The organism is Dehalobacter sp. TBBPA1, from assembly GCF_040931655.1.
GTDB lineage: Bacteria > Bacillota > Desulfitobacteriia > Desulfitobacteriales > Syntrophobotulaceae > Dehalobacter > Dehalobacter restrictus.
Genome location: NZ_CP162385.1, coordinates 404,561 through 426,083 on the forward strand (window position 1 = coordinate 404,561; position 21,523 = coordinate 426,083).

Consider the following 21,523-nt stretch of genomic DNA (forward strand, 5'->3'; position numbering starts at 1 on the left):
CCACACCCAAAAGGTGTGGTTCTTTCTACTATCGCTGGCTCTTAATGAAGGTAATATAACGTTTCACATCTTCAAGTTCTCTTTCAGTGAGTTCCGCAATATCCAGAGCCGAGGATTTCGATTGCGATGCGGTCATCATCGTAGGTAAATCTCCACTCTCTGCTTCATTTAGATATCCTGCAGCAATCATGATGTCATTATAAGGGACATTCAATGCTGCTGCGATTGTCTTTAATATCTTTGGTGAAGGCTGTTTACGGGTGCCATCTTCAATGCGCTTTATTTCGGTATGACTAATTTCAGCTTTTTCAGCGAGTTTTCGGACAGACATCTCAGACTTCTCCCGCTTAGTTTTCACGTAAGACGCTAAGGTATCCAACATGGTACCCTCCTTTCTCATTAATATCATAATAACATTTATGGAACCTAAAAGCAACGATATCCAATAAAAGTGTTGACAAAGAGTTCCAATGGATATACAATAAGGTGGAACCTAAAGGTTCCGCAACAATGCAGACAAAAATATACCATTTAAAATAAGGAGGTAATAACAATGGAAGAAAAAAAGAAAATGGTCACTATTATTGTGGAAGGTACTCCTCATGAATGGCCAAAGGGGGAAATTACATACAGTGAAGTAGTTACCCTCGAAGTCCCAGATTACGCTCAACATCCTGAGATAACGTATTCTGTTAAATACGTGAGGGGTCATGGTAATAAACCGGAAGGCACGCTCTCCCCCGGCGGTTCAGTTAACGTGAAGGAAGGGATGATCTTTAGTGTTTCAGAGACTGGTCAGTCATAATGACGATATAAAGCGTTTAGTAGAAAAGGGATATGCTGTTGGATTCGATAGTAATTATCTTGTTATACGGGACATACCATACTTGGATCAACAACTTCATTTGCGGACTGGTTCATTTGTTAGCAAAATCATGTTCATTGATCAGAATAAGGTCACACAAGATGATCATCAAGTTTATTTTGCAGGTTCTGTACCGTATAATTTTGAGGGTAAACCTATTCCAAATCTTGGTGGAGGCCCTGTTAGGCTCCCTTTGAGTGAGAATAGCAAGGATGTAATCGTGGAACGCTCTTTTTCAAACAAGCCACGGAAAACCGGAAGGTTTTCTGATTTTTTCGAGAAAATTGAAAGCTATGTGTCCATCATATCTGGACCCGCCATGGAGAAATATGACGTAAATCCATACACATATAGAATTGTTGAGCAAGCACAGGAAGACTCAGTATTCAAATTTCAAGATACATTATCATCGAGAGCTGAGATATCCGACTTATCCGCAAAGTTTAAGGATGATGTTATTGCGATTATAGGGCTTGGAGGTACTGGTTCATACGTACTTGATTTTCTCGTAAAGACACCAGTTAGGGAAGTCCGTATTTTTGATATAGACCCTTACTATGTTCACAATGTTTTCCGCTCCCCGGGAAGACTCCAGTCAGATGAACTTGGTAAACTTAAAGTGGAAGTCTACGGCTCGCGATATGAGAACTTCCGAAACGGGCTAAAAGCTGAACCCAAATTTATTGACGAAACAAGTAAAGATGACTTCAGTGACGTAACTTTTGCGTTTGTGTGTGTTGATAAAGGAACCTCGCGTGCTGGTATTATTGAACTTTTGGTTTCAATGAAAATCCCTTTTATTGATGTCGGGATGGGGCTCAGCCGGAAAAATGGAAAACTAAAAGGAATGGCTCGTACTTCTTATTTCTCTACTGATGAAAATCAGATAGCTAAAGAAAAAGAAATGGTACCGCTTACCGACAATCCTGACGATGTTTATAAGACAAATATTCAAATTGGGGAACTCAATGCACTGAATGCTTCTCTGGCAGTAATAAGATATAAGCAGTTAAGGGGGTTCTACATGGAATCTGTGGCCAATTATGATCTGCTGTTTGATATTTCTGACATGAAGATAGTTGGGAGTGATTTGACTGACAACCAAAATGACGAAGTTTAAGTTACAACGAGTTCACTATATGCCGAAGGAGTTAGAACAGGGCGTACTTTATGTTTCGGAGGAATTTGGGGCGGCTGCTCATCTTTGTGCTTGTGGTTGTGGAGCGAAGATCCGGACTCCATTAGGCCCAACAGAATGGTCATTTTCGGAGACTCTGGATGGCCCAACACTATACCCTTCGATAGGTAATTGGCAGCAACCATGCCAATCGCATTATTTTATACGTAACGGTCAAGTTGTGTGGGCACCTAAATGGACACCTGGGCAAATTGAGGCAGGGCGTGTTGCTGAGGAATTAAGGCGGAATACTTATTTTAATGACCTATATAAAAATAAGGGCATCTTAAGAAGAATCTGGAATTGGATCAAGAGTATGTTTAGTTAATAGTATTTATACACATTACGGACAACTAGAGTCGTCGGTTCCATTCCGAACATCAATTTCATTTGAAAACATAGACACCGCGTGGATTGCGGTGTTTTTTCATTTTCAAAGCACTATTGGGATTTGCACAAACTAATGAATTTAAAGTAGAAAGTTAAAGCTGAGTGTTTTGATCAATCATTAGCAAAAAAATTAAAAAGGGGGGGTACAAACGGCTAAAAAATCTGCTGATTAATAGAGGGACTTTTCTACCCCCTCGGAGGTCTTTGAAAATTGAATATGTGTTTTATCCGTTACTTTCCCCGTATGTCCTGTAAAAGGAAAGCCAGATTGCAGGTACGCCATGATCGCCTGTCCGGCAACGCTCGGATTGCATCTAAAGGATTAATGTAATTAATAGAGTCGATGATGGCAAGGTGGAAGCGAATAATACCCGTGCAATAAATAAATGTTGGTAGCGTTTATGGCCATGACACATACGGCGGGATAATGATACTTGCGTGTAGTCGAGGTTAAGTCCCAGAGTACGCCCCGGTCGCTGACGGGGAGGTGAAATTCCTATGAGACGGTCAACCGCCGTCTGCCGGATAAAACCAATTACCTTAATAAACCAAAACAGAAAATGGCATGGGTATGCCTGAATATGCGTAAATACGTTATCAAAACACAGGCATACCCAATGCTTTCTACCATTTGAGCGATGTGGGAGGTGCTTTATGTACAACGATAGCCAGTTGAAAATAACTATTGTGTCAAATAAACCATCTGATCAGGCACTCAAGAGTTTTCAGAGAAAACTATATCAACTCCTGACAAGCAAAGAGTTGAATAAAGCGATTAATCCAGTCTATGACAGCAAAACTGTCAAACTAAGTTGATCTAAATTTGGCACCTTTGATTCTGTTCTTGTTCTAATTGATAATATTCACAAAGGCATTCTTCTGGGAGGTGAGCATATTGGATATTGAAAGCAAAAAGTTCATTATTCGATATGTAGCTATATATATCAGAAAATCTCGTGCAGAGAGCATGGAGGACCTGGAAAAGCATCGTATGGTCCTTATAGACCTCTGCAAAAATAATAATTTTAAATATGTTGAATACATGGAAGTCGGAACATCCGACAGCATCGATATGCGGCCTAAAATTTGCAAGCTTCTGCAGGAAGTTGAGGAGGGTGTGTACGACGCTGTATGTGTTGTTGAGTACGACAGGCTTGGCAGGGGCGATCTCGGAGAACAGGACAGGATCAAAAAAGCGTTTCAAAAATCCAATACTTTCATCATTACGCCGGATAAAATCTACGATTTGAACGATGATGTAGATGATACATACGCTGATTTTAAGGGTTTTTTCGCCCGGCAGGAATACAAGATGATAACCAAAAGACTGCGCCAGGGTAAGAAAATCGGAGCAAGGCGAGGACAATGGACAAATGGTACACCGCCGTTTCCTTATGTTTATCAAACGTATAAAAATAAAGTGAATAAAAAAGGGCTTGTTGTCGATGACGACAAGCTTCCTATATATCGTGATATGATTGAGCAAGCGTTAAAAGGAATCGACCCTAAAAAAATTGCGGAGAATCTTAACCAAAGAGGAATTCTAACGCCTAAAGGCAATTATTGGAGCAATGTTGCTATACAAAGGGTATTGGTTGATGAAACGCATCTGGGCAAAATTATAAGCAATAAGACTCAGGGGGATGCTCATAAAAATAAGCGTCCGAATGCAAAGCCGTATAAAATGAATCCGCAATGTGATTGGGTTATTGTAGAAAACTGCCATGAACCGGTTAAAACGCAGGAAGAACATGATCGTATACTGACGCTTATACATCAGCGAAATAGTGTACCAGTTGCGGGACGTAAGCAAAAACATGCTTTAACCGGCCTGGTTAAGTGCGCTAAGTGCGGGCATAACCTTACTTTTTATATAACTAACGAAAAGATTTTCATTAAGCCCTGCTGGTTTACTGACGCTTTTGGGAACAAATGCGTCAATAGTGGGATTCCCATTGATATGTTGGAGAAGCTATTGCTTGATGAAATAAAGAAATATAATGACAATTATCTTATATCGTTTGATGCTGAAGATGCCGAAAAGGTTGAGAATATACAAGCATCAATCCTGGAAAAGGAATTCGCACTGCAAAAGCATCAAAAGGCTTTGGAACTTGTTAATGATGCCTATGAGTTGGGCGATTATACCCGTCATGAATGGTTAACGCGTAAAGAGAAATGGAAAAAATCCATTGAACAGCTTAAATCTGAGATATTTGATCTGAAAAGGCAATATCATTCCACAAATAAAATTACAAAAGCAGAACGGCAAAAAAAATTATCAGCTTTTTTAGACAGCATTACTACCGTTACCGAAAATGCACAGCGAAATGATTTATACAGAACCATCATTAATAGTATTATTTATTTTCGGGAGAGAGATACTATTCAGATAAAAGTTGATTTCAAGTAAGGGAGGTGATGCCACATGTTAACAGAGAAAAAAATACCCAATAGATTGGTGAATGAAAAGTCGCCTTATCTGCTCCAGCATGCTTACAATCCTGTGGATTGGTACCCCTGGAGTGATGAAGCCTTTGCCAAAGCACAGGCCGAGGATAAGCCGGTTTTCCTTTCTATTGGGTATAGCTGACTAACATGTATTTTATGAACATGTCACTGGTGCCATGTGATGGAACGGGAATCCTTTGAGGATAAAGAAGTCGCTGAAATTCTTAACCGGGGCTATATTCCGATTAAGGTGGACCGGGAAGAAAGACCGGATGTTGACCAACTATATATGACCTATTGTCAGATGATGACCGGAGCAGGCGGTTGGCCGCTGACAGTGCTGATGACGCCGGATAAACAGCCTTTCTTTGCCGGAACGTATTTTCCGAAACACAGCCATTACGGGCGTCCTGGACTCACGGATATTTTGAGTCAGGTAGGTGAGCTGTGGCAGACAGAGAAAGATAAAGTCATCCAAACGGCAGCGGAACTTTACGAAACAGTCACCGGGCATTATCGCGGGGATAAAAACGCCACGTCTGCCGTGCCAAAGAACAAGCAGATCCTGCCATTCGCAGAAAAAGAAGATGGCGGTGATATAGCTGTCTGGGGTAAAACCGTACTGTGCAAAGGATATGAACTGCTGGAAAACAAGTTTGATTCAAAATACGGGGGATTTGGCAGTGCTCCGAAATTTCCGGCTCCCCATAACATGGGGTTTTTACTGCGGTATTCACTGGAAGAGCCACAGAGCAAAGCACTGGTGATGGTTGAAAAAACATTGGACAGCATGGCTGACGGAGGGATCTTCGATCATATCGGGTTTGGCTTTGCACGCTATAGCACAGACCGTTACTGGCTGGTTCCTCATTTTGAAAAAATGCTTTATGACAACGCCGGTCTGGCCCTTGTGTATTTGGAAGCTTATCAGAAAACCAAAAAGGAAAAATACCGCTGGGTTGCACAAAATATATTTGGGTATGTTCTGCGCGATATGACTTCTCCGGAAGGAGGCTTTTATTGTGCAGAAGATGCAGACTCCGAGGGTGAAGAGGGCAAATATTATCTTTGGTCTAAAGATGAAATCAGAAAAACGCTGCAGGAAGGGATCGAACTTCTTCAAAGAGCAAAAGACGCAAAAAATAAATTTGAACGTTTTCTAAATCAACCGGAAGAAATTACGGAGATCTACTGTGATGCTTATGGAATTACGGAAGAAGGCAATTATGAAGGGAAAAACATTCCTTCACAAATCTTCAGTGTCAGAGACGATCTGGCCTTTCGCTGCAGTTTGACCGGAGATGAACTCGACGAATTGCTGAACCTCTGCAATGCTATTCTGTTTAAGGCGAGAGAAAAAAGGGCCCGTCCAGCAAAAGATGATAAGATCCTGGTTTCCTGGAACGGTTTGATGATCAGTGCTCTAGCCAAAGGAGTGCAGGTGCTCGCAGGCGATCTCTCCTGGAGAAGCGACAGAGTGAGCCTACTTCTGGCTGCAGAAAATGCCGCAGGCTTTATCATGGCCAGGATGTTTGATTCACGCGGCAGACTGCTCGCCCGGTACAGGAATGGTGAGGCAGGTATACCTGGTTATCTTGACGATTATGCTTTTCTGGTTGATGGGCTGCTGGAACTCTATATGGCGTGTGGAAAAACAGTGTATCTGGAGCAGGCTATACATCTGCAAGAAGAACAGGAAAAACTATTCCGGGATGAAACAAACGGCGGATATTATTTTACCGGAAGAGATGCTGAAGAACTGCTATTCAGGCCCAAGGAGATCTATGACGGTGCGATGCCTTCCGGGAACTCGATGAGCGCCTGCAATCTAGTGAGGCTGTGGAGACTTACCGGCCTATCCAAATGGCAGGAACTGGCCGAAAGACAACTTAATTCGTTCCGAAACGCTGTTGAGGACTATCCTCCTGGATACACCGCTTTCCTTCAGGCAATCCAATACGCCTTAAGTCAGGGCGAGGAACTGGTATTGTCCGGATCGGCCGGTAATGAAGAATTAGAAAAAATGCAGGCCGTCATTTTTAAGGACTTTCATCCGCATGCTGTCGTGGCCTATAATGACGGTTCATTAGCGCAGGTGATCCCGAGAATGCAAGATTACTCTGTCAGTGAGACTCTTTGTGTTTATGTCTGCAGGGATTTTGCCTGCAGGGAGCCTGTAAATACCCCCGAAGAATTAGCAAAAATCTTGACGGAATAGCACTGCCTTGATGCGTCGTCGTACTTTATCTTTCCGATGCTTGTTACCTTTCCGTGTATCTATTTGTGAGTACGACAAAAGCATCAAGTTTCCGATGGACTCGCTCAAAGAGAAGACCGCCAGCAAACCACACCGGCGCAAAGCTCAGCGTAATAAGTCCGTTTATCGCCAGCGGATCCGTATACTTCCAGGGATAGACCCCAAGAAGTTTAAGTAAAAACAGGCCGCTTAAATATTCTATCCCCCAAATTGCTGCAAGCCAGACGAGTCCCCTCAGCGGCCACCTCCACTCTGAAATCAAATCGTGCAAAGGTTCAAGAATAACAGCGGAGCCATATATAAAGAACATCCAAAGGTTGGTAAAGCCCATCAGCCGGAAATCCCCGTGGACAAAAGAATCAAGTCCTGTCCAGATTATTTCGAGGCTCCAGCCCATCAGCCCGTAAAATAAATATCGTTTTAGCATGATCATAGTTTGTGACAGGGAGGGATATTTTACTTATTGTAAAATATCCCTTAATAATTAGTACCATGGTTAACCCTAATCTTAACTATTCTTAGATAAAAGTGAATAGTTCGGAAAGCGCACCGAATACGGGGACTCCTTCTTTGTGAATTAGTCCTGGGAAAGGATTCTCTTTTCCAATGTGTTCGATTGCTTTTGTGATCACTTCAAGACTCATCGGGGCGATAGGTAAATTACGACAATCTTCGAGCGAGTAGAAACCGGCCTGGATTACCTCGACCGGATCATGTTTTAATTGACCGCCCAGACCGCGAAGAAAGAAGACAATATAAATATTGTGTTTCACGTTCGGGATATCTTCAGGGTAATCGCGGACTGCCAGAATGCTTACAGGCTTCGACAGGATGCCGGTTTCCTCGCGGACTTCCCTAACAACCGCTTGGGCAATTTTTTCATCCTGTTCTACATAGCCACCGGGAATAGTCCATCTTCCTTTACCGGGGTTATGCGCTCTTTGGACGAGGAGTACTTTGTCATCTTGAAGCAAAAGACCGCCTACGCCCAGGGAGTATTCCCCCCAGTGGATATAGTCACAGGCCGGGCAGCTTTGCCTCTTTTTGTCTTCAATTAGTTTATACTCCAGGGCGGCAGAACACACGGGACAAAACTTAAATTCCGGATAAAGAGACGGCATATGATTCCTTCTTTCTCTAATCAAAGTTATTAATCCTATTTTATCCTGAAAGAGAGAAGATGCAAATTTTATCTAAATTGGGAAATACGGCACGAAGGATAAATAATTTCTTTGTAGAACTACTAAATAATACTTTAATCGACTGAATTTTCAACCTGTGGGGGAAATATAAGAATGAAAAATGATAAGAAAAAAGAGATTTGGCTAGATCCTGAGGAACTCCGGCAGTTGTTGGAGGGAGGCTTGTATTGGAAAGATATAGAGCCCAAACTGTCCGAGGAAAATGCGGAAAGCATCAGAAGGCAACTTAGTCTTGAAGATGAGGCTGATATTAATGACGGTGCTATTGACAAGTATGACCAGAACACCAGGGAATTTGACCAGACCAACGGAGAATATGGCCGGACGGCCGGGAAGTCTCCGGAAGAGGATCAAGCGGAAGCAGGGCCTGTTTTTGCCGGAGATTCGGATGAAGACAATGAGGAGATCAGAACGATTTTGCTTGGTGATCAAAATTTGGGGCAGGATGAACTGCAAAGACTGTTTATCTCCCAAGCGGCTTCCCTGGAAGATGATTTTAATGAAATGAAAAATCCGGCGGAAACAAGTCCGGACAGCTTCAGCCCGCTTGCTGATACTGAGGCAGCGGATGATTTGAATAAAGCTGATGAAGCCTACAACGCAGAAGATACCGCTATGAACCCGACAGATCTGGGTACTCTGGAGGAAACAGAAGTAGGGGCAGAAGAAAGAAGCCGCTTTTCTGATTTAAATAGTTATATCATGAATAGTAAAAATGACCCGAGTGCGGACGATGACGATGACCTAGATTTTGAGTTCGAACAGAAACGCGGCTTTGGTGGACTAAAGCTTGTTATTCTGGTTGTGATTGTTGCAGCGGTCACCTTCGGTTTGTGGTATTTCTTTATCAGCAATTGAGGACTTTTCGCTAAGTACAGCAATGTTGAATTATTTATAGTCAGAGAGCAAAAAAACCTATCTTCGGATAGGTTTTTTTAATAAAATAGTTTTCAAAATGATCAAAAAGGGTTAAAATAGTTGCAAAGGTCAAAAAAGGTCATAAAGTCAGCAAAGGTCAACATTGAAATAAGGATGGATGACGATGAGTAATTTGGCGGACAGAATCGAGGAGTACCTCAAGAAGATTATAGAGCAGGCCGAAGTTGGGTATATTGTCCTGCAAAGAGGTTATCTTGCTGATTTCTTTTCATGTGCCCCTTCCCAGATTAACTATGTCCTTACAACGAGGTTTACCGCAGAACGCGGTTATCTTGTTGAAAGCAGAAGAGGCGGCGGCGGTTATTTAAGGATTGTTAGGCTGGGACTTGATCCTGAGGGTAAATTCCAGAGACTCATGTCGGAACTCATTGGGGATGACCTTTCCCAGGATCGGGCCAATAATCTTGTGGACAGACTCAGAGAAGAAGATCTGTTCACCAAAAGAGAAGCAATCCTGGTAAAAACGATTTTTTCCGACCGGCTTTTGGTTGGGGTGACGAATTTCCCTTCTACGCTTAGGGCCCGAATGATGAAAGAAATACTGGCGAATATGTGCCGGGACGATATCAATGATTGATCGGGGGGATAGCAATGCTTTGTCAGAATTGTCAACAACGGGAGGCTGTGGTTCATCTGACCAAAATCATTAATGGTCAGGCGGCTCAGCTTCATCTTTGTCAGGAGTGTGCGCAAAAAACGCCTGGCACCGGCTTCAATCTCTACCCTGGAATGGTATCGGATTTTTTACAGGCATTATTTGGGGTAAATCCGGCAGGGCAGTATGATCAGACGATCGTAGACAGCCAGACCGGAAAATGTCCCGGATGCGGAAGAACTTTTTCCCAGATACAGCAAGCCGGGAAAATGGGCTGCAGCAAATGTTACGATGAATTTGAGCCCCAAATGGAAATGCTCCTGCGCCGGATTCATGGAAGAGGGATGCATGTCGGGAAAGTGCCGGTAAGAGGAGGCGCCTCGTTCCGAAACAAACAGGAAATAGCCAAATCAAAACAACAACTCTTGGAACTGGTACAAGCGGAAAAGTTCGAAGAGGCAGCCATATTAAGAGACCGGATTAAAGAAATGGAGAATACTGTCGGAGGTGAAAGCAAATGACTTATCGGGAACTGCTTGCCAAAGACAGCTTCTGGATGAAGGATACGCCGGACATTCCGATTGTACTGAGTTCCAGAATCAGATTGGCCAGAAATATCGCTGACAATCCTTTCCCTCACGTCATGTCCTATGATGATGCCGAAAAAATTGAAGCGCAGATTTCCCGTGTCTTAGACGGTTTTATTGCTGAAAAAGAAAAGCTTGTTTATATTCCGTTGAAAATGCTTATTCCAGTGGAGAAAAAGGTGCTGATTGAAAAGCATCTGGTCAGCCCAGGTTTTAAGGAGACTGAATATGCACGCGGTCTGGCCTTGTCCGAAAGCCATAAAATTGCAGTCATGGTCAATGAAGAAGACCATCTGAGAATTCAGGTGCTGATGCCGGGGAACAGCCTCAGGGAAGCTTGGCATCTTGCAGGATTGGTCGATGATCATCTGGAAGCACATTTGGATATTGCTTATAAAGAAAAGTTTGGTTACCTGACGACTTGTCCCACCAATGTTGGAACGGGCCTGAGAGTATCCGTGATGGTTCACTTGCCGGCCCTGGTGCTGACCAATCAGGTTCAGCAGGTTCTGGGTGCCCTGACGTCGCTTGGGTTGGCAGTACGCGGTGTGTACGGTGAAGGCTCCAGGTCATTCGGAAATATCTTTCAGATATCCAACCAGGTTACGTTAGGTAAGAGTGAAGAGGACACCTTGGCACATCTTGATGCGGTCACGCGGCAGCTGATGGAACGGGAAGTCCAGATGCGGGAAGTTATTCGCAAAGAATCTCCGCTTATCGTCGAAGACAAAGTCTGGAGGGCCCGGGGGACTTTGGAAAATGCCAGAATCCTTGAAACGGAAGAGATCTATTCTCTTCTATCGGAGGACCGGCTGGGCATTGATATGGGCATTCTGCCTAGAGTCTCTGCAGGTTTCGTGTCTGTCTTGATCAACTCGATGCAGGGATGTCTGCAATATAATCGCAATAAGCAGCTGGATGCTTATGATATTAACGCAGAAAGAGCTCATTTTGTGCGTGGAATCTACCATCAAAAAATGAGTGAGAATGTAAATTAAACGACAATAGGAAAGGAAGGATCAAAATGTCAAGAAAATTTACGCAAAAGGCAGAAAAAGTATTTATGCTTGCTGAGGCGATTGCCAAACGTATGGGCCATAAGGTTATAGGGACGGAGCATATTCTTCTGGCTTTGATTGAAGAAGGAGAAGGAGTCGCTGCGAAGGCGCTGACCGGGGTCGGATTGGACCCGGACAAGGTAAGTGCAAAGATTACCCAGATCATTGGCTTAGGAACCCCTATTAGCGGAGAGGTCGGATTGTCGCCGCGCGTGAAGCGCGTGATTCAGCTTGCCACCGAAGAGGCTCAACGCCAGGGGGTCAATTATATTGGAACCGAACATATTCTGCTTGGCCTTATCATTGAGGGAGAAGGAATTGCTGCGAGAGTCCTGGCGGATCTTAAGATCAGTCCGGAAAAAATATGGGAACAGGTTGTAGAGCTCCTGGGAGGGGAAACCGAAGGTACATCAATGCCTGGAAGTGGTGCCGCGAATAACGGCAAACCCGGACAGACAGGTGGAACGCCGACTTTAAACGAGTTCGGACGGGACTTGACGGTCATGGCTGCTGAAGGGAAGCTTGACCCTGTCGTTGGCCGGGGAAATGAAATCGAAAGAGTCATTCAGGTGCTGAGCCGCCGGACAAAGAACAACCCTGTATTGATTGGAGAACCCGGGGTTGGAAAAACGGCTATTGCTGAGGGTCTAGCCCAAAGAATTGTCAACAACCAAGTACCGGAGATCCTTGTCGATAAACGGGTTGTGACACTTGATCTTTCTTCAATGGTCGCGGGGACAAAATATCGCGGTGAATTTGAAGAGAGAATGAAAAAAGTCATGGAAGAAATCCGGCTGGCGGGCAACGTGATTGTCTTCATCGACGAACTCCATACGCTGATCGGAGCGGGGGCGGCCGAAGGAGCTATTGACGCAGCCAATATTCTGAAACCCGCCCTAGCTAGAGGAGAAATGCAGTGTATCGGAGCAACGACACTCGATGAATACCGTAAGCATATTGAACGTGATCCGGCCTTGGAAAGGCGTTTTCAACCAATTAAGGTAGGAGAGCCTACGGTTGAGGAAACGGTGGCTATTCTAAAGGGTTTAAGGGACAGGTATGAAGCCCATCATAGGGTGAAGATATCCGACGAGGCAATTGATGCGGCAGCGCGCTTGTCTGACAGGTATATCTCCGACAGATTTTTACCCGATAAAGCCATTGATTTAATTGATGAGGCTGCATCCAGAGTTCGCATTCACAGTTTTACGGCACCGTCGGATTTGAAAGAGCTGGAGGAAGAAATCGAAAATCTGAAGAAAGAAAAAGAAGCAGCCGTAAAAAGGCAGGAATTCGAAAAGGCTGCCGAAATCAGAGACGAAGAGCAAAAGAAACGCGAAAAGCTCAGCGAGATTCGTAAGAACTGGGAGGAAAGCCGAGAAAAGGACCGGATGGTCGTGGGGCCAGAGGATATCTCCAGAATCGTATCAAGTTGGACAGGAGTCCCACTGAATAAACTGGAAGAAGGAGAAAGCTTCAGACTCTTGAAATTGGAATCCCTTCTGCATGAGAGCGTGATCGGACAGGACGAGGCAGTCACGGCTGTTGCCCGTTCGATCAGACGGGCCAGGGCGGGACTCAAAGACCCTAAGCGGCCCATTGGTTCGTTTATCTTCCTCGGACCGACAGGAGTCGGAAAAACCCAGCTGGCGAGGTCTTTGGCTGAATCTCTGTTTGGGGATGAAAATTCGTTGATCAGAGTTGATATGTCCGAATATATGGAAAAGCATGCCGTATCCAGGATGGTAGGTTCGCCTCCGGGATATGTCGGTCATGATGAAGGTGGTCAGCTTACGGAGGCGGTCCGCAGGAAACCATACAGCGTCATTCTGTTTGACGAAATAGAGAAGGCCCATCCTGAAGTGTTTAATATTCTGTTGCAGGTACTGGAAGACGGCAGGCTCACGGATTCTAAGGGAAGGCTTGTGGATTTCCGCAACTGCGTATTGATTATGACGTCCAACGTCGGAGCTTCTTTCCTCAAAAAAGAATCTCTGGGTTTTGTCTCCGGAAGAAACGAAGAAAGCGAATATAAATCCATGAGTTCCAGGATCATGGAGGAACTTAAGAAGACTTTTCGTCCGGAATTTTTGAACAGAGTGGATGAAATGGTGGTATTCCATCCGCTCAAGCAAGACGATCTTGTGAAGATTACCAAAATCCTGATCAAGGATGTCAGCAAACGACTAAAAGAGCAGGAACTTGAACTGGTCCTGGATGATGAGGTTCTGGAGCATCTGGCAGAAGAGGGTAATGATCCGACTTATGGGGCGCGTCCTTTACGGAGGGCTATCCAAAAAATGATTGAGGATCCTCTGTCTGAAAAGATTCTTGAAGGAACTTATAATGCAGGCGATATGATTAAGGTCGAACTTTCCGACAAAGAAGTCGTTTTTGTGAAACCCGCTGCCGTCAAGAAAAAGGGCGGAAAGAAACTGGAAAAGGTCTAAGGGGGAAGGGATTTTGGCAGGTCCGAAGACGAAGTTCTATTGCCGGGAATGCGGGCAGGAAAGCGCGAGATGGCTTGGAAGGTGTCCCGGATGCGGTGAATGGAATACACTGATTGAGGAGCGCGTAGAAAAATCCAAACCTACAGAACACAGAGGGATCGTTCAGGCGATCCCTCTGACTGAAATCCAAACGATGGAAGGGCAGAGACTTGATACCGGAAGTCCGGAACTTAACCGGGTTTTCGGGGGAGGGGTTGTCGAAGGGTCCTTTGTTCTATTAAGCGGGGAGCCCGGGATTGGCAAATCCACTTTGTTTCTGCAAATGGCAGAATATCTTTCCCGGAAGGAAAATGTGCTTTATGTGTCGGGAGAGGAATCTGCCCGGCAAATCAAACTCAGGGCTGACAGAATGGAGCTTTCTTCTTCCCGGGTACATATACTCGCCGATAATTCCCTGGAAGCAGTACGTTCGGAGGTGCTGAACAAAGGCTATAAAGTCGTTTTTATTGATTCGATCCAGACAATGCTGCTCGAAGACGTTCAGTCTGCACCCGGAAGCGTCAGCCAGGTAAGGGAAGGGGCTTCTTTTTTGCTGAAACTGGCCAAAGAAAATGAGATTACGGTTTTCCTGGCCGGCCATATTACAAAGGAGGGTGCGATTGCCGGACCCAGGGTTCTGGAGCACATGGTCGATACGGTCCTGTATTTTGAAGGAGATCAGCACCATATTTTCCGTCTGCTGCGGGCAGTTAAAAACCGTTTTGGTCCGGCCAACGAAATTGGGGTATTTGAGATGAGAGGCTGCGGTCTAGCTGATGTTACAAATCCCTCCATGTTTTTTATGGGCGATCATACACAGGTATCTGCTGGTTCCGGGGTGGCTGTCGTGATGGAAGGAACAAGGCCGCTCTTAGTGGAAGTCCAGGCTTTGGTAACATCGTCCATCTTTGCGCCGCCGAGAAGAACCGTAAACGGGATGGATTACCACCGCCTGCTGATGCTTCTGGCAGTCCTGGACAAACGAGCCGGGTACGCTTTTGGCACCCGGGATGTTTTTGTCAATATTGCCGGGGGTCTCGATGTGGATGAACCGGCAGCGGATCTTGCCGTTATTGCCTCTGTGATGTCGGGAATTAAAGATCAGCCGCTTGGAAATATGGCTTTAATCGGGGAACTCGGTTTGACCGGAGAAATTAGAGGGGTTTCTCATATTGAGCAGCGGATCAGAGAAGCGGAAAAATTTGGTTTCCAAAATTGCCTGGTACCAAAAGTCAATGCAGACAGTATCGGGAAGACCGATTGCCGAATCATTCCGGTTAAGAACATTGAGGAAGTACTGGATTTTCTTTTTTAGATGATTTTGATACCAAAATAAAAAAGGATGTCAAAAGACATCCGCGGCAGTCATTCCAAGGCATCACTGATTTGTAAACATTAGTAACTGATATACAAATATACAAAATGACAGAAAATATCTCCGCATCCTTTAATCTTCTTTTAAGCTCAGCTATCTAAAATTAAAAACAGTAAGTGTTTTGAGTCTGTTTTCTTCTTTTTCCAGGATTTCGTTTACAGACAAGCCCAGAATATTGGCAAGAGCTGAGATATAAAAAAGCTGATTTCCCAGTTCGGTTTCGACAACTTCACGGCAGTTGGAACAAAGGTTTCCTACCAGATGACTGTTCAGGAGAAACTTAAGATCTGATATGGTAGCGTTTTCCGGAATTGGGCTCTTGTAGGCATCCACTGAGACACAGCCGCAAGAAGTCACAGCCTTTGTTATAGCCCTGTTTACCCGGGAAGAAGCCTCTTGTCCTTTTGATAAAATATCCAAGATGCTTTGGTGTCGAATTAGCATAGCATCAACCGTTTCTTGAAAATCATTATTGATTGGACTCATAGAACATACACTTCCTTTCTGCCAATTTCATTATAGACAGCATCTGAAGCTGTTGTCAATTTCATCAAATCGGGAAATATTTCTTGAATTAAGATATATTGAAATAATTTGTCGTTTACTTTGAAAGAGAAATACAACCTGATATAATGATGAGATACAGGGGAAAATACCGCTAAACAATTTCATAGGGGACAGATCAGGGAAATTTCAGACTCCTGGTATAAACAAAATAGTTTTTAGCCAAAATATAGAAAAAGGGAGGTGAATTTGATGCTTAGCAAAATTGTTCGCGGCATCATTACGCTGCTGTTTGGTGCAGCAGGAATTTACGTAGATTACTTGATATTAAAGGTTGTTGATATTCGTCAACTTAGTCAGACATTAGGTTTCGAGATTCACTTATACTGGACTTATATTATTATTTTTATTGTGTTATCTGCTTTTGGTTTCTTTCTTGCCCCTGTATGCATGAAAGTTTTCATTGGCCTTGTCAAATGGCTGGAAAGCAGACTTATCCGCATGCCGATTCACGATCTGGTCGGAGGTTCACTTGGGGGTATTGTCGGTTTGCTGATTGCCCGTCTGGTTTGCATTACTTTTGTGGGTATTCCGTTTCTCGGTCCGATTCTGTCGGTCATCATCAGTTTGTTACTTGGCTACGTCGGCCTGATTATTGGGATCAATCGCAAGGATGATATTCTTGGATTTTTCAACTTTTTACCCAAGCTGAAAGGGGAACGTGCTGAAAAAGAAAAGAATAAGGATAAAGGACACGGGAAACAATCCGCTGCTGCAGGCTATAAAGTGCTTGATACCAGTGTGATTATTGACGGCAGAATTGCGGATATTGTCAAAACGAGCTTTTTAGATGGGGTTCTTCTGATTCCTGGTTTTGTTCTGGAAGAGCTCAGACATATTGCCGATTCTTCAGACGCCTTGAAAAGAAACCGGGGTCGGAGAGGACTTGATATCCTGAATCAGATTTCCAAGGAATCGATCATTAAGGTCGAGATCTACGAAGGTGATTTTGAAGACATCGCTGAAGTGGACAGTAAGCTTGTCAAACTGGCGAATATTCTGGACGCGCCGATATTGACCAATGATTATAACCTAAACAAAGTGGCCGAGCTTCAGGGGATAAAAGTCTTAAATATCAATGAATTGGCCAATGCTGTGAAACCAGTCGTCCTTCCGGGCGAAGAGATGTATATTCAGATAATGAAGGAAGGAAAAGAGGCTGGACAGGGCGTAGCTTATCTGGATGACGGAACGATGGTTGTCGTTGACGGAGGACGCAGGTACATTGGGCAACAGACCACCGTGCTGGTTACGACTGTTCTGCAAACTGCTGCAGGTAGGATGATCTTTGCTAAACCCAAAGGGATGCAGGAAAAATCATCTGAGGAGTTTTCCCATGAGTTTAATGCATTCGGTTGATATTGCGGCTATTGTACCTGCTGCTGGGCAGGGAAAAAGGATGGGGGGTCAAGGCAACAAGCTTCTGCTTGAACTTGCCGGGACCCCTATCCTTGTTTTTACTCTAAAAACACTGGAACTTTGTCCGCTAATTAAAGAGATCATTATTCCTGCGGCAAGGGCAGATATTTTGACAATTAAAAAGTTGGTGGCGAAATACAGTCTAAATAAGGTAACGGCAGTGGTTGAGGGAGGTGCTGAAAGGCAGGAATCCGTTTACCGGGCGCTTCAGTCCTTAAGTACTGAGGTGGACAGCGTGATCGTCCATGACGGTGCCAGACCTTTATTAACAGTGGATAATCTGAACCGTTTTGTTGAAGAAACGGCGGACTTCGAAGCGGCCGTCATGGCTGTACCTTTGAAAGATACTGTGAAAAAGGTTGATGCTCAGGGCCGGGTTGTGGAAACACCCCCGCGGGAACAGCTTCGGGCGATTCAAACACCGCAGATTTTTAACCGGAACCTTTTAGAAAAAGTACACAAACTCGCCTTTGAACAGCAGTACCTGGCCACGGACGATGCTTCTCTATTTGAGTGGCAGGGCTTACCGGTCAGGGTTGTTGAAGGTAGTTACGAGAATATCAAAGTGACCACGCCTGAAGATATGCTTTGGGCGGAGTCCATCCTGTGCAGAAGAAGAGAGGTGCCTCAAATGAAGATAGGACTGGGCTACGATGTCCATGCACTGGTTGAGGGACGGATGTTGATTCTGGGCGGAGTAGAAATTCCCCATGACAAAGGACTTTTGGGGCATTCTGATGCGGATGTTCTGACGCATGCCGTAATGGATGCGATGCTCGGGGCTTGTGCGCTTGGTGATATCGGCAAACATTTTCCCGACAGCGATGCCCGGTACAAAGGCATTTCCAGTCTGGCATTGCTGGCTGAAGTTGTAAAGCTTGCGCAAGGTGAAGGCTACAGGCTTGGGAATCTAGATAGTGTGATTGTCGCTCAGAAACCGAAAGTATTGCCTTATATCGCGCAGATGAGAAAGAATCTGGCAGAGATTCTGAACGCAAGTCCGGACTGTATATCGATCAAAGCAACGACGACGGAATATCTGGGCTTCGAAGGCAGAGAAGAAGGAATCAGTTCCCAGGCAATCGTTTGTCTTTTGCCTGTATGACCTGATATAATATTAAACGCAATTATTCTTATATTTTTAATATCTTGTATTTTATTAATACCTGCTGAAGACAAGCAGTACGAAGTAGAAATGAGGTTATGTCGGTTATGACGGTGAAAGTAAGGTTTGCTCCAAGCCCGACCGGGCCCCTGCATATCGGAGGAGCCAGGTCAGCTCTTTTTAATTATTTGTTTGCAGCAGGCAGAGGCGGGACCTTCGTCTTTAGGATAGAGGATACCGACCTGGAACGGTCGAGCCGGGAATCAGAGCAGGATATCATGAAAGCGCTGCACTGGCTGGGGATCACCTGGGATGAGGGAATAGACGCCGGCGGAGATTCCGGCCCTTACAGGCAGACGGAAAGGCTCGATACATACCGTGAATACACGGATAAGCTTCTTCAGAACGGACATGCTTACCTGTGCTACTGTTCAGAAGAAGAACTGGAACAGGAGCGTCAGGAGCTGAGTTCCCGTGGGGAGACCCCGCGCTATCTCGGAAAATGCCGGACGCTGACCGCAGAACAGCGCCAGGTTTATGAAGCGGAAGGGAGGAAACCTGTTGTCCGCTTCCGAGTGCCGGAAGACCAGGATATCGTGATCAATGACCTGGTCAGAGGGAAAGTCATTTTTGAAAGTAATGGAATCGGGGATTATATCATTGTCAAATCAGATGGAATCCCCACATACAATTATGCCGTGGTCATCGACGATGTCCTGATGGGCATCACGCATGTCGTCAGAGGAGAAGAACATCTATCCAATACGCCGCGTCAGGTCTTAATTTATGAGGCCCTTGGAATGAAAGTACCGGATTTTGCCCATATCTCCTTGATTTTGAATACTGAAGGGCGGAAGATGAGCAAACGGGACGGGGATACTGCTGTCATGGATTATTTCCATAAAGGGTATTTGCCGGAGGCCGTCGTGAACTTTATCGCGCTTTTAGGCTGGTCGCCTTCCGGTGAGCAGGAATTTTTTACGATCGAAGAACTCAAGAAAGAATTTTCATTGGAAAAAGTATCAAAGAGCCCGGCAGTTTTTGATTTGAATAAACTGAACTACATTAATGCGCACTACCTGAAACAGACTGCTTCGGCAGACCTTGCCCGGTTGGTGCTGCCGTTTTTGAGAGAAAAAGGACTTTTTCCGAATGAGCTTTCTTTGGCTGAACAGCAGTGGGTGACCAGCTTTATTGACGCCGTCAAGGAAAAAATTAACTGCTTAAGCGAGGTTAAGTCCTATATTCATTATTTTATTGGAACAGAAATCGATGTGCTGACGGAGGAAGCTGAAGCGATTATGAAGGCAGATACCGTACCGGTAGTACTGCAGCTTTTTGCAGCCAAGGTCCGGGAAGCCGCGCTGCTTGACGCACCGGCAGCCAAGAGCATATTAAAAGAGATCACCAAAGAACTTAACCTGAAAGGCAAGGATGTATTTATGCCGGTTAGGATTGCGCTTACGGGGCAGATGCATGGCCCTGACCTCGACCGGATCATGGAGCTGCTCGGCAAAGAAAATATTTACGGGCGATTGGAGAAAACGGCTGCTTATCCGAAGTAAGTACAAGGAGGAAATCGTGATGGCGATCAGACTGTATAATACACTCACGCGCCGCAAAGAGGAGTTTGTGCCGAGGGAACCGGGAAAGGCTTCAATGTACGCCTGCGGCCCCACGACGTATAATTATTTTCATTTGGGAAATGCCCGGATGCTGGTAGTATTCGATATGATCAGGCGCTACCTGATCCATAAAGGATTTGACGTTACGTATATCCAGAATTTTACCGACGTCGATGATAAGATTATTAAACGGGCGGCTGAAGAAGACTGTGACCCGATAGCGCTGGCTGGCAAATATATTAATGAGTACTTTACGGATGCCAAGGCTTTGAATATTCTTCCTGCCGATATCCACCCGAAAGCCACGGAACATATCCCGGAGATGATTGACATTATCCGCAGGTTGGAGGAAAAGGGCTTAGCCTATAATATTGACGGGGATGTCTATTTCGCTGTCGACAAATTCCCGGGATACGGCAAGCTGTCCGGCCGGACTCTTGAAGATATGCAGGCCGGAGCACGTGTAGAGGTGGACGATAAGAAGCATAACCCGATGGATTTTGCGCTATGGAAAAAAGCCAAAGCGGGAGAACCTTTCTGGGAGAGTCCCTGGGGTAAGGGAAGGCCCGGCTGGCATATTGAATGTTCAGCGATGTCCTTGAAATACCTCGGGCCTGGGTTTGATATTCATGGGGGCGGAGGCGACCTGGTTTTTCCGCATCATGAGAATGAAATTGCGCAGTCCGAAGGCTGTCTGGAGGGTCAGCAGTTTGCGCGGTACTGGATGCATAATGCGTTTATTACCATTAATCAGGAGAAAATGTCCAAATCGCTGGGGAACTTCTTTTTGGTCAGAGATGTTACAGGAAAATTCCCGGGAGATGTTATCCGTTTTTATCTGCTCGGAACACACTACCGCAGTCCGCTGGATTTTGATGATGAGAAGCTGGTCATGGCCTCTAAAGGACTGGACCGCCTGAAAAACAGCGTGCGTCTGGCCAAAGAGGCCTTGGGCAAAGCGCTGGGTAAAGAGGGTATGACGTTCGGTATCATTGCTGCGAACCGAGACCAGAAGGCGGATAATGAAATGGCTGAGGCCAGTCTGGAGGCCAGGAATGCTTTCGAACAGGCTATGGACGATGATTTTAATTCGGCCCAGGCTTATGCAGCCTTATTCGAGTTGGCCAAAGGAATCAATACGTACCTTGCCAAAGTTTCTATAAAGACTGAATCTCTGGCTGAAGCAGCACAGACTTTGATAGAGCTGGCTGAGATACTTGGATTTGATCTGGAAGCCGAGGCTGAAGTTTTACAGGGGGATTCCGGAAAACTGGCCCAGGTTATGGAGCTTGTGATGGAGATCAGAGCCAATGCCCGTAAGAACAAGGACTGGACGACTGCGGATCTCATCAGGGACAGGATTAAAGAAATCGGGATTGTGATTGAAGATACCCCTGAGGGTGCCCGCTGGTATTTGAAATAGTT

19 protein-coding genes and 1 pseudogene are annotated in these 21,523 nt (G+C 45.0%); 16 read left to right on the forward strand and 4 right to left on the reverse strand.

Annotated elements, in window-relative coordinates:
• Positions 1-28: 28 nt before the first annotated feature.
• Positions 29-382 (reverse strand): helix-turn-helix domain-containing protein, encoded by a 354-nt coding sequence (locus AB3489_RS01955; protein WP_368293781.1) that lies wholly within the window; start codon positions 380-382, stop codon positions 29-31.
• Positions 383-553: 171 nt separating this feature from the next.
• Between AB3489_RS01955 and AB3489_RS01960 the strand changes: the two genes are divergently transcribed.
• From AB3489_RS01960 to AB3489_RS01985, 6 genes and pseudogenes are all read left to right on the forward strand, one after another.
• A complete protein-coding gene (locus tag AB3489_RS01960; protein WP_368293782.1) occupies positions 554-805 on the forward strand; it encodes a multiubiquitin domain-containing protein in 252 nt (83 codons plus the stop codon).
• Positions 780-1,985 carry a ThiF family adenylyltransferase gene (locus AB3489_RS01965; protein WP_368293783.1) on the forward strand — a complete coding sequence of 402 codons (1,206 nt, stop codon included), beginning with the start codon at positions 780-782 and terminating at the stop codon, positions 1,983-1,985. The genes AB3489_RS01960 and AB3489_RS01965 overlap by 26 nt, the downstream gene beginning before the upstream one ends.
• 19 nt (positions 1,986-2,004) lie before the next feature.
• A complete protein-coding gene (locus tag AB3489_RS01970; protein WP_368294562.1) occupies positions 2,005-2,370 on the forward strand; it encodes a DUF6527 family protein in 366 nt (121 codons plus the stop codon).
• A gap of 716 nt (positions 2,371-3,086) precedes the next feature.
• Positions 3,087-3,248 (forward strand): hypothetical protein, encoded by a 162-nt coding sequence (locus tag AB3489_RS01975; RefSeq protein WP_368293784.1) that lies wholly within the window; start codon positions 3,087-3,089, stop codon positions 3,246-3,248.
• 70 nt (positions 3,249-3,318) lie between these two features.
• Positions 3,319-4,845 carry a recombinase family protein gene (locus tag AB3489_RS01980; protein ID WP_368293785.1) on the forward strand — a complete coding sequence of 509 codons (1,527 nt, stop codon included), beginning with the start codon at positions 3,319-3,321 and terminating at the stop codon, positions 4,843-4,845.
• Between the two features lie 15 nt (positions 4,846-4,860).
• A pseudogene (locus AB3489_RS01985) lies at positions 4,861-7,101 on the forward strand (thioredoxin domain-containing protein).
• Between the two features lie 43 nt (positions 7,102-7,144).
• On the opposite strand, the gene AB3489_RS01990 reads toward AB3489_RS01985, so the two are convergent.
• The gene (locus tag AB3489_RS01990) at positions 7,145-7,537 is read right to left on the reverse strand and encodes a hypothetical protein (RefSeq protein WP_368293786.1); all 393 of its coding nucleotides are present in this window, start codon (positions 7,535-7,537) and stop codon (positions 7,145-7,147) included.
• A gap of 121 nt (positions 7,538-7,658) precedes the next feature.
• Positions 7,659-8,261: an NUDIX domain-containing protein gene (locus tag AB3489_RS01995; RefSeq protein WP_368293787.1), complete on the reverse strand. Its 603-nt coding sequence runs from the start codon at positions 8,259-8,261 to the stop codon at positions 7,659-7,661.
• A gap of 174 nt (positions 8,262-8,435) precedes the next feature.
• Here AB3489_RS01995 and AB3489_RS02000 point away from each other — a divergent pair, with 174 nt between their 5' ends.
• From AB3489_RS02000 to radA, 6 genes are all read left to right on the forward strand, one after another.
• Positions 8,436-9,200 carry a hypothetical protein gene (locus AB3489_RS02000; RefSeq protein ID WP_368293789.1) on the forward strand — a complete coding sequence of 255 codons (765 nt, stop codon included), beginning with the start codon at positions 8,436-8,438 and terminating at the stop codon, positions 9,198-9,200.
• Between the two features lie 184 nt (positions 9,201-9,384).
• Positions 9,385-9,858 (forward strand): CtsR family transcriptional regulator, encoded by a 474-nt coding sequence (locus AB3489_RS02005; protein ID WP_368293790.1) that lies wholly within the window; start codon positions 9,385-9,387, stop codon positions 9,856-9,858.
• A gap of 14 nt (positions 9,859-9,872) precedes the next feature.
• The gene (locus tag AB3489_RS02010) at positions 9,873-10,397 is read left to right on the forward strand and encodes a UvrB/UvrC motif-containing protein (RefSeq protein ID WP_368293791.1); all 525 of its coding nucleotides are present in this window, start codon (positions 9,873-9,875) and stop codon (positions 10,395-10,397) included.
• Complete coding sequence (locus AB3489_RS02015) at positions 10,394-11,461, forward strand: protein arginine kinase (protein WP_020491339.1); 1,068 nt, start codon at positions 10,394-10,396, stop codon at positions 11,459-11,461. The genes AB3489_RS02010 and AB3489_RS02015 overlap by 4 nt, the downstream gene beginning before the upstream one ends.
• 26 nt (positions 11,462-11,487) lie before the next feature.
• Positions 11,488-13,971 carry an ATP-dependent Clp protease ATP-binding subunit gene (locus AB3489_RS02020; RefSeq protein ID WP_368293792.1) on the forward strand — a complete coding sequence of 828 codons (2,484 nt, stop codon included), beginning with the start codon at positions 11,488-11,490 and terminating at the stop codon, positions 13,969-13,971.
• A 13-nt stretch (positions 13,972-13,984) separates the two neighbouring features.
• Positions 13,985-15,325 carry a DNA repair protein RadA gene (radA, locus tag AB3489_RS02025; RefSeq protein WP_019225188.1) on the forward strand — a complete coding sequence of 447 codons (1,341 nt, stop codon included), beginning with the start codon at positions 13,985-13,987 and terminating at the stop codon, positions 15,323-15,325.
• 153 nt (positions 15,326-15,478) lie between these two features.
• Here radA and AB3489_RS02030 read toward each other — a convergent pair whose 3' ends face one another.
• Complete coding sequence (locus AB3489_RS02030) at positions 15,479-15,871, reverse strand: hypothetical protein (protein WP_019225189.1); 393 nt, start codon at positions 15,869-15,871, stop codon at positions 15,479-15,481.
• Between the two features lie 270 nt (positions 15,872-16,141).
• Here AB3489_RS02030 and AB3489_RS02035 point away from each other — a divergent pair, with 270 nt between their 5' ends.
• From AB3489_RS02035 to cysS, 4 genes are all read left to right on the forward strand, one after another.
• The gene (locus AB3489_RS02035) at positions 16,142-17,308 is read left to right on the forward strand and encodes a PIN/TRAM domain-containing protein (protein ID WP_019225190.1); all 1,167 of its coding nucleotides are present in this window, start codon (positions 16,142-16,144) and stop codon (positions 17,306-17,308) included.
• Positions 17,286-18,473, forward strand: coding sequence for a 2-C-methyl-D-erythritol 4-phosphate cytidylyltransferase (ispD, locus tag AB3489_RS02040; RefSeq protein WP_368293793.1), 1,188 nt, complete (start codon positions 17,286-17,288; stop codon positions 18,471-18,473). Before AB3489_RS02035 ends, ispD begins: the two co-directional genes overlap by 23 nt.
• A 107-nt stretch (positions 18,474-18,580) precedes the next feature.
• Entirely contained in the window at positions 18,581-20,038 is a 1,458-nt protein-coding gene (gene gltX, locus AB3489_RS02045; protein WP_368294563.1) for a glutamate--tRNA ligase, read from the forward strand.
• Positions 20,039-20,057: 19 nt separating this feature from the next.
• The gene (cysS, locus tag AB3489_RS02050) at positions 20,058-21,521 is read left to right on the forward strand and encodes a cysteine--tRNA ligase (RefSeq protein ID WP_368293794.1); all 1,464 of its coding nucleotides are present in this window, start codon (positions 20,058-20,060) and stop codon (positions 21,519-21,521) included.
• Positions 21,522-21,523: the final 2 nt, after the last annotated feature.